10 protein-coding genes are annotated in these 8280 nt (G+C 66.8%); 5 read left to right on the forward strand and 5 right to left on the reverse strand.

Features of this window, described 5'->3' with window-relative positions:
• Positions 1 to 9: 9 nt before the first annotated feature.
• The 5 genes from AC52Q4_RS11810 to AC52Q4_RS11830 all read right to left on the reverse strand — a co-directional run bounded on the left by AC52Q4_RS11810 (position 10) and on the right by AC52Q4_RS11830 (position 4373).
• Entirely contained in the window at positions 10 to 930 is a 921-nt protein-coding gene (locus AC52Q4_RS11810; protein WP_495536995.1) for an AAA family ATPase, read from the reverse strand.
• A 152-nt stretch (positions 931 to 1082) separates the two neighbouring features.
• On the reverse strand, positions 1083 to 2333 hold the full coding sequence (locus AC52Q4_RS11815; protein ID WP_495536996.1) for an FGGY-family carbohydrate kinase: 1251 nt from the start codon (positions 2331 to 2333) through the stop codon (positions 1083 to 1085).
• A 90-nt stretch (positions 2334 to 2423) separates the two neighbouring features.
• Complete coding sequence (gene arsB / locus AC52Q4_RS11820; protein ID WP_495537004.1) at positions 2424 to 3479, reverse strand: ACR3 family arsenite efflux transporter; 1056 nt, start codon at positions 3477 to 3479, stop codon at positions 2424 to 2426.
• 61 nt (positions 3480 to 3540) lie between these two features.
• A complete protein-coding gene (locus tag AC52Q4_RS11825; protein WP_495536997.1) occupies positions 3541 to 3966 on the reverse strand; it encodes an arsenate reductase ArsC in 426 nt (141 codons plus the stop codon).
• Positions 3967 to 3983: 17 nt separating this feature from the next.
• Positions 3984 to 4373 (reverse strand): metalloregulator ArsR/SmtB family transcription factor, encoded by a 390-nt coding sequence (locus tag AC52Q4_RS11830; protein WP_495536998.1) that lies wholly within the window; start codon positions 4371 to 4373, stop codon positions 3984 to 3986.
• Between the two features lie 251 nt (positions 4374 to 4624).
• Between AC52Q4_RS11830 and AC52Q4_RS11835 the strand changes: the two genes are divergently transcribed.
• The 5 genes from AC52Q4_RS11835 to AC52Q4_RS11855 all read left to right on the forward strand — a co-directional run bounded on the left by AC52Q4_RS11835 (position 4625) and on the right by AC52Q4_RS11855 (position 8202).
• Positions 4625 to 5305, forward strand: coding sequence for a hypothetical protein (locus AC52Q4_RS11835; RefSeq protein WP_495536999.1), 681 nt, complete (start codon positions 4625 to 4627; stop codon positions 5303 to 5305).
• 40 nt (positions 5306 to 5345) lie between these two features.
• Positions 5346 to 6254 carry a tetratricopeptide repeat protein gene (locus AC52Q4_RS11840; protein ID WP_495537000.1) on the forward strand — a complete coding sequence of 303 codons (909 nt, stop codon included), beginning with the start codon at positions 5346 to 5348 and terminating at the stop codon, positions 6252 to 6254.
• 284 nt (positions 6255 to 6538) lie between these two features.
• Positions 6539 to 6850, forward strand: a complete 312-nt coding sequence (locus tag AC52Q4_RS11845) for a hypothetical protein (protein WP_495537001.1) — start codon at positions 6539 to 6541, stop codon at positions 6848 to 6850.
• Between the two features lie 57 nt (positions 6851 to 6907).
• The gene (locus AC52Q4_RS11850) at positions 6908 to 7669 is read left to right on the forward strand and encodes a hypothetical protein (RefSeq protein WP_495537002.1); all 762 of its coding nucleotides are present in this window, start codon (positions 6908 to 6910) and stop codon (positions 7667 to 7669) included.
• 248 nt (positions 7670 to 7917) lie between these two features.
• The gene (locus AC52Q4_RS11855; protein WP_495537003.1) at positions 7918 to 8202 is read left to right on the forward strand and encodes a VOC family protein; all 285 of its coding nucleotides are present in this window, start codon (positions 7918 to 7920) and stop codon (positions 8200 to 8202) included.
• Positions 8203 to 8280: the final 78 nt, after the last annotated feature.

Consider the following 8280-nt stretch of genomic DNA (forward strand, 5'->3'; position numbering starts at 1 on the left):
GTGCAGGAATCAGGGAACCGCCACGGAGCCCTGCAGCCGCTCGGCAAGGTGCGCGCCGGCGTCCGCATGCCCCGCCGCGTCGTGCAGCGGCTGCAGGCGGTGGGCGGTGACGGCGCCGAAAACCGCCTGCACGTCCTCCGGTATGACATGGTCCCGGTTGTCCAGCAGCGCCCAGGCCTGGGCGCTGTGCTTGAGCGCCAGCCCGGCTCGTGGCGAGAGCCCTTCGCGCAGCTGCGAATGCTGGCGCGAGGCGTGCAGCAGCGCCAGCAGGTAGTCGACCAGCGCGGGACTCGCGTGGACGCGGCTCACCTGGCTCTGCAAGCGCAGCAGCTCGTGCGGATCGAGCAGCGCTTGGGTGTCGTGCAGCAGCTCACGGCGGTCCGCGGCGTTCAGCAGCTCCCGTTCGGCGGCCGCCGAGGGGTAGCCGAGGTCCAGGCGCATCAGAAAGCGGTCGAGCTGCGACTCCGGCAGCGGGAAGGTGCCGACCTGGTAGGCCGGGTTCTGCGTGGCAATGACGAAGAAGGGTTCGGGCAGGGCACGGGTGGTGCCGTCCACCGTGACTTGGCGTTCCTCCATGGCTTCGAGCAGCGCGCTCTGAGTTTTGGGGCTGGCGCGGTTGATTTCGTCGGCGAGCAGCACCTGGGTGAAGATGGGGCCGGGCTGGAAGTCGAACCGCTGCCGCTCGCGATCGAACATGGATACGCCGAGGATGTCGCCGGGCAGCAGGTCGCTGGTGAACTGCACGCGCTTGAACTCCAGCCCCAGCACGCGCGCCAGGGTCTGCGCGAGTGTGGTTTTGCCCACGCCCGGCAAGTCCTCGATCAGCAGATGGCCGCGTGCCAGCAGGCAGGTCAGCGCCAGACGCAGGCGCTCCGGTTTGCCGAGGATGATACCCGCCGCGCTTTGCAGCGCCTGATCCAATGCTCGCATGTCACCCCCTTACCGCGCTCGAGGTTCCAGCATAGCGGCAGCGGCGGGCGTTTTTTGTGAAGCGGTCGCTACAGTGGCTCGATGCGCATGAGGAAGTGGCGGCCAATCGGCGAGTAGCGGGTTTTCCGTGGCGCGTATGCTCAATGTGCGGCTCAATCGAGCGCGGCGAGCGCGAGGCGCGCGGTGCCCGCGGCCGCCTGCTCGGCGGCGGCGGGCCGTAGGGAAACGCCCAGCACCCGCGCCCGGATCGCCGTCCAGGCGGCATTGCGGGCGCCGCCGCCGACGCTGCGCACGGCGCGGAGCGGCGGGCCGCCGAGCTCGGCGAGCCGGCGGTAGCCGAGCGCCTCCACCCGCGCGATCCCTTCCAGCAGCCCGTGCAGGAACGCCACGTCATCCTCCGGGCGGGGGGTCAAGCGCGGTGCGAGCGCGGGATCGGCGATCGGGAAGCGCTCGCCCGATCGCGCCAGCGGATAGTAGTCGAGCGGGCTTTCGAGCGCGGGATCAATCGCGGCGCTAAGCCGTTTCAGCGCCTCCGGCTTGAAATGGGCCGCCAGCACGGCGCCGCCGACGTTCGAGGCGCCGCCCGCGAGCCAGCGATCGCCTAGGCGGTGACTGTAGACGCCGAATTGCGGCGCGAAGAGTGGCGTATCGGAGAGTTGCTTGAGCGTCAGCGTGGTGCCGAGCGAGGTCACCCCTTCACCCGTTTCGGCCGCGCCGGTGGCGAGGAAGGCGGCGCAGCCATCGGTGGTGCCGGCGGCAATCAGGACCCGGCGTGGCAGGCCGAGCGTATCGGCGACCTCGGGCAGAATCGTCCCGATCGGGGTTCCGGGCGGGTGCACGGCAGGCAGCCGCGCCGGGTCGGCGCCGAGCCGGGAGAGGTAGTCGGGCCAGCGCCGCGCGACCGGATCGTAGCCGCTCTTGAGGGCGTTGTTCTCATCGGTGGCATCGAACCGGCCGGTGAGCCGCCCGGCGATCCAGTCCGCCTGATGCAGCATCCGCGCAAGCCCCGGAAGCTGCTGCAGGCGCAGGAACTTGGCAAGCGGCGAGGTGGCGCCGTGCGCGGCGCTGGCGGTTGGCACGATGCCCCCCAGGCGGGCGACGTCCGCGGCTTCGGCCAGATCGTTGTAGAGGCTCGCGGGGCCGAGCGGTTGCCCCGCCGCATCGACCGGCAGCACCGTCCCCGAGGTAGCGTCGATCGCCAGCGCCCGCACGGCGGCAAGGGCCGCCTGACCGCGCAGCGCGGCGAGCGCCTCGCAAGCCGCCTGCCACCACGCATCGGGGTCGCGGCAGCGGGCGGGTGCGATCGGTACTTCCACGAGCGCCAGCACCACCGCATCGGCATCGACGAGCGCCGCACGGGCACCGCCGGTGCCGAGATCGATTCCGATCGCAACACCGCTCATGGGTTTTTGTGGGCGGACATCGGCAGAAACCACGACGTCATCGATCTCGCCGTCGCAACCGGTGCATCGTTGCAGATTACCGGGTGCCCCTCAAGCGCTCTCGTGCAACGGTTGGCGGGCGTCGGCAGGCTCGCCGTACCAGCGCCGCGAGCGGTTCACCACCGCCACCAGCGCGAGCATGACCGGCACCTCGACGAGCACGCCGACGACGGTGGCGAGCGCCGCGCCGGAGTGAAGCCCGAACAGGCTGATGGCGACCGCCACGGCCAGCTCGAAGAAATTCGAGGTGCCGATCAGCGCCGCCGGTGCCCCGATGCGGATGGGGACGTTCCAACGCTTCGCCCAAAGGTAGGCGAGCCCGAATATCCCCACGCTTTGAAGGACAAGCGGAATGGCGATCAAAAGGATGACCATTGGCTGATTGAGAATGCGCTCGCCCTGAAATGCGAACAGCAGCAGCACGGTAAGAACGAGACCGATAACGGTGGCCGGCTTGATGCGCTGCGTGAAGGCCATGACGGCCGCCTCACCGCCGCGCGACAGGAGGCGCTGCCGGGTCAGATGGCCGGCAATGAGCGGGAGCATCACGTACAGCACGACCGATAACAGCAGCGTCTGCCAGGGCACGACGACGTCGGCCACGCCGAGCAGCAGCGCCACGAGGGGCGCGAAGGCGAAGAGCATGATGAGATCGTTCAACGCCACCTGCACCAGCGTGTAGCTCGCGTCGCCGCGCGTGAGCTGGCTCCAGACGAACACCATCGCGGTGCACGGCGCCGCGCCCAGCAGAATCATGCCGGCGACGTAGGACTGCGCATCGGCCGCCGGGACCAGCCCGGCGAATACGTACTGGAAAAACAAAAGACCCAGCCCCGCCATGGTGAACGGTTTGACGAGCCAGTTGACGACGAGGGTAATGGTCAGTCCCTTCGGCTTTTCCCCCACGTGCCGCAGCGAGGCGAAATCGACGTTGATCATCATGGGATAGACCATCGCCCAGATCAGCACCGCCACCACGAGATTGACGTGGGCGGCCTCCAGGCCGCTGAGTGTGGCGAACACTCCGGGGAACACAGTGCCGAGGCCGATGCCCGCGACAATGGCCAATGCCACCCAGAGCGAGAGATAGCGCTCGAAAACGCCCATCGCCGCAGGGCTCGTCTCATCTTGTGGGCTCATGCTTCGCAATCTCCGAATTGAGAGGGATTCAGGCGTTCGCTTCGTCGAGCCACGCGATCACCCGCTCGCGGATCTCCTCGCGGGTGCGGCGGAACTCGGCCATGATCTGCGCCTCCGTGCCCGAGGCCCTGGCGGGGTCGGCGAGCGGCCAGTGGAGGCGGCGAATACCGGGCGGCACAGCCGGGCAGTGCTCCTCGGCGTGGCCGCAGACGGTCACGATGACATCGGCCCACGTCAAGTCCTCGTCCCGCAGAACGCTCGATGCCTGGGCGCTGATGTCCACGCCGGCCTCAGCCATCACCTCGACGGCCCGGGGATTCTGGCCGTGCGCTTCGATGCCGGCCGAGCGCGGCTCGGCACGCCCGCCGGCCAGAGCGCGCAGCCACCCCTCGGCCATCTGGGAGCGGCAGGCGTTGCCGGTGCAGACAAAGAGCACGTGTGTCGGTTTGGACATGAATCGGTCTCCGCCGGTCAGATTGAACAGCGCCCGCCGGGTCGGTCGGGCCTGCGGTGCAGGCGCTCGGCGTCCTGCGTGAAGGGGAGCTGGTGAGAGCAACCATCGGCGACGGCGCGTATTGTCTCCCGCGCCCAGGCGGGGAGGGCGCCGGCGAGGCGGTAGTGGATCCAGACCCGGTCCCGGCGCGCGTCCACCAGCCCCGTCTCGCGCAGCACGGCCAGGTGACGTGACATTTTCGGCTGGGGCACACGCAGGGCGATCGTGAGCTCGCAGACGCAGAGCTCGCCCGAGCGTGCCAGCAGCACGGCCGCGCGCAGCCGCGTGCGATCGGACAGGGCGCGGAAGAGCGCTTCAGGCTGCAGTGGCGGTGTCGTCGAATCGTCGGATTCAAGCGGTACGTGCATGCGCTCGTTGACCTAACCGATTCAAAATGAACGGGACCCGGCGGCGAAGGCGATGGAAGCCGGCATTGGTTGGCAAATATATACGGCTAGTCGAATATATGCAATTTCAGATATAACAGCTCGGCTACGCGCGTCGGCATCGTTTCGATAAATCCGCTGACCCTGACTATATTCGATATAAGAGTGGGATTTTCCGGCCTCGCCAAAGCGCGGCAGGGTGGCAGGGCGCATACCCGGTTGCGGAGGTGGTTATGAGCGCAGATGTCCGCACCCCCGTCCCGAAGCCTCTGCTGGCCGCGTTTTGCGCGGCGCTCATCGGCGGGGCCGCGTCTGTCTTAGGGGCTGACGAGATGCCCGGCTGCCGCGCCATTCACGCCCTGCAGGATGCCATCGAGGAGCACGAAAACGACCCCGAGTACCAACGTGATCAGGCCATCTACGCGTTTTTGCAACGCGAGTGGCAAAGGCTGAGCCGGCACCCTTCCTACAGGTCCGCCAAGTGGCGCCTGAGCAGGCTCAACAAAACACGCGCAAGCGATGACGGCGTCAAATACATGGAGACCTGTGCGGCCAAGCGGCCTCTGGTGCTGGACGCCGAAAAGCAGTTCTGCACCGATTTTCGCAAAGAGGACGCGGCCCAACTTGCTCGCTACAACGAGGCCAAGCGCGAGTTCGAAAACTACGTCGCCGAGTCTATTGCGGGCGTCTATGGTGTCCTGCCGAATCCCGACAGGGCCGCGGAGTACGTGGGGCTCGGCAGCGGCGGCAAGCCGCTCGCCACCAACCTGACTGAGTTCGTCGACGCGCATCGCCGTGCCCGGCTCGCGGTCGCGGGCGTCTCGGCGAAAATCGCCCAGCTCAACGCGCAACTGGATAAATACCGTGACAAATACCCCGAAGTCGTCGCGCGCTGCGCGCGCTCGGGCGACTAGGTACGGGAGACGTGCCGCCGCCTGGCTGGCGGGCTGGTTGGTGCTGAGCGCACTCGCGCCGAGCGCGGTCGCGGAAAACGCGCAGGCCATTTACGATCGCGCAATCCGCTATTACTACGGCAACGGGGTCGCCACCGACAAACGCCGCGGCTGCGAATTATTCCGCGCAGCGGCCGAGGCGGGTCACGCAACGGGCGCCTACGGCGTGGGCTGGTGCTATCGCGCCGGTGATTTCGGCGCGGTGGACAAGGCCCGCGCGATCCGATGGATTCGCCTTGGGGCGCAACGCGGCGACCTCATAGCGATGGACGCGCTCGGGCGCTCGTATCTGCGGGGGCGCGGGGTCGCGAAAGATCCTCGGGCCGCTATCGTGTGGCTGCGCCGCTCGGCGCAGGGCGGCTGGAAAAATGGGCAGAACAGCTACGGCTACGCTTTTTTACACGGTCTCGGGGTAAAGCGCGACTACGCGCAGGCCATGTACTGGTTTCGTAAAGCGGCCGCGCAGCAGCACCCCAAGGCCATGTTCAACATCGCCAGGCTCTACGAGACGGGCCGCGGTGTCGCCAAAGACGTCCGCCGCGCGGCGCGCTGGTATAAGACCGCCCATGTGCATGGGCACCGTGGGGCGGTGAAGCGCCTGCACGCAATGGGCATAGGACTCGACGAGGTCGAGCCCCTGCCCGGATTCGAGACCGAGGAGGGCGAGCCGACAGAAGGCGTGGCCCGCGGCGTCAGGGATTGCGGTCCGCGCGGGACACCCGTGTGGCACGGCAATGTGCAGAGCTGCAAATGCGATGCGGGCTTTATGCTGCTGCCGGAGCTCGAACACTACGGCTGCGTGCGACAGCCTCGGTTTCAACCGGGGAATAACAAGATCTTCGGAACGATCCCCGGCGATGACCCGGGCCGCCGCGGTTCCGGCACGCCAATGGGTCAGCCGGATCGCTGAGCGTTCCCGCCGAGACCCGGCTACCGTGAAGCGCCGACTGCAATGGCAGCTGGGTGGGCTATTTCATTCTCCTTTTTCGGGGCCGTGCCACTTATCAAAGCCGAGATCTGTCGGTGATCTAACGGTGTATGTGCCCCCGATTGGCGAGTTGGAGCGATCGCTGACCACAGGTGCCGAAACTGAGGAGAGCCCGGAAAAGGCAAAAAAGGTCGTTCATACTAGCTAGACGCGTGATCGGAGAGCTCGCCTGAACCCGGCCCCAGGAGCCGGGTCTTACGAATGCCATGCGTCACCTCATATTCGCGTTCCTCGTCCTGTTCCAGCTAGCGCAGGCCGCCGAGGTGCCGCGCCGCAACCCCCGCCTCGTCGAGATGCCGGCCGGGCGATGGCTGCTTCTGCACGAGCAGGGGCGTGATGATGATCTGACCTTCAAGCGGCAGGCCCACGCCGGCGCCTGCTTCGACAGCCGCCGCGGCCGGATTGTGATCTTCGGCAGCGATACCCACGGCCGCGACTGGTCGAACAGCCCGCTCTTCTTCGAGGTGGCGGCGGAACGCTGGACGCGAGCGTACCGGGACGCCCCCCGCTCGAGCTAGGCGGTCGACGAGCGGGGTCTGCCGGTTGCCGGCGCGCATGGCCGGCACCCCTGGGCGATGCACACCTTCGGCGCTCTGATCTGCGACGCCGCCCGCGATGAGCTGGTGGTCGCTTCGATGCCTCAGCACATGGTGCCGGGCCGTTTCTCCAACAGCCTCGAGGGCCTGTGGGAGCGGGTCGAACGCCATCCGACCTGGACCTTCGATCTGCAGGGGCGCGAGTGGTCGGCTCTCGACGGCGAGGCCGTGCACTTCTTTGCCTACTGCGCCGCCTACGCTGCCGGACGAAAGACGATCTACGGGTATCGGCCCAACGGGGTCTTCGTGCTCGAGGGAGCGCCGAGACGATGGCGCAAGGTCGCCGAGGCCGGCATCTTCGGCTGGCACACGAGCTGCGTCTGGGACGAGGCGGAGGACGCGCTGGTGGTCTTCGGGACCAACAAAAACGCCAACGACATCGTCGTTTACCGGCCCGGCAGCGAGGCCGCGGTCAAGATGCCGACGTCCGGCCGGCGACCGCCGGCGGATCAGCACAACCCGATGGCCTACGAGCCCCGCCTGAAACGCACGGTGGTGCTGGTCGACCGCACGCCGAAGAAAGACGGCGCCAAGCAGGCGAGCACCGAGACCTGGCTCTACGAGCTCGCCGCTGACCGCTGGCAGCAGCTCCCCTCGGCCACGCTGCCCTTTGCCAGCGGCATGAACTACATGATGGTCTACGACACCGGCCACGCGGCCCTGCTGCTGGTCGCCGAAGGCGAGCAGGGCCGCACTGCGGTCTGGGCGCTGAAGATCGATTCTGGCACGCTCGTGGATTGAATCTCTTCGGGGCCAGGGCAGTGAGGCTAGACCATCTGCAAGGCCGCCACGCGGAGGAGATGCTGGCGTGAGAAGCGGCGGTTTATACTGCTGGTGCGCTTAGAGTCAGTGATCTTTGCAAGACGAATGTAAGGAGTCGCGATGACAATCAAAGGCATGAATCACTTTACTGTTCTAAGCAGCGACCTGGAAAAACCAAGGCTTTCTATCTTGAAATACTGGGCCTCCGGGAAGGTTATCGTCCGCCGATGAGCTCCACGGGCGCCTGGCTTTACGCACCGGAGCACAAGGAGGCCATCCGGCATGTCATCGCCGGGCGGACGTTGCCGGAAAGCGCCCCCGGTGTCATTGACCATATGGCCTTCCCCGCCGCTGACCTGCAGTCCATGGTAGGTACGCTCAAACGCCATGGCATCGAATACAAGCTGACTCGCATGAAAGAGCTCGACACCTGGCAGTTGTTTTTCCATGACCCGGATGGCGGCCGGGTCGAATTGGATTTTGCCGCGGACGAGCCGGAGCCGCGGGCTTAATATGGGTTCAACGACGTCGTTGAACTTTTGTACGTGCCAAATCGTATAAGATGAACGAAATGGTCCCGGCGCTGCCGG

This window comes from Nitrococcus sp. (assembly GCF_059432795.1).

Coding starts and splice junctions, on each gene's coding strand:
- AC52Q4_RS11810 (WP_495536995.1), bottom strand. CDS start 930: ATGCGAGCATTGGATCAGGCGCTGCAAAGCGCGGCGGGTATCATCCTC.
- AC52Q4_RS11815 (WP_495536996.1), bottom strand. CDS start 2,333: ATGAGCGGTGTTGCGATCGGAATCGATCTCGGCACCGGCGGTGCCCGT.
- arsB (WP_495537004.1), bottom strand. CDS start 3,479: ATGGGCGTTTTCGAGCGCTATCTCTCGCTCTGGGTGGCATTGGCCATT.
- AC52Q4_RS11825 (WP_495536997.1), bottom strand. CDS start 3,966: ATGTCCAAACCGACACACGTGCTCTTTGTCTGCACCGGCAACGCCTGC.
- AC52Q4_RS11830 (WP_495536998.1), bottom strand. CDS start 4,373: ATGCACGTACCGCTTGAATCCGACGATTCGACGACACCGCCACTGCAG.
- AC52Q4_RS11835 (WP_495536999.1), top strand. CDS start 4,625: ATGAGCGCAGATGTCCGCACCCCCGTCCCGAAGCCTCTGCTGGCCGCG.
- AC52Q4_RS11845 (WP_495537001.1), top strand. CDS start 6,539: ATGCGTCACCTCATATTCGCGTTCCTCGTCCTGTTCCAGCTAGCGCAG.
- AC52Q4_RS11850 (WP_495537002.1), top strand. CDS start 6,908: ATGCACACCTTCGGCGCTCTGATCTGCGACGCCGCCCGCGATGAGCTG.
- AC52Q4_RS11855 (WP_495537003.1), top strand. CDS start 7,918: ATGAGCTCCACGGGCGCCTGGCTTTACGCACCGGAGCACAAGGAGGCC.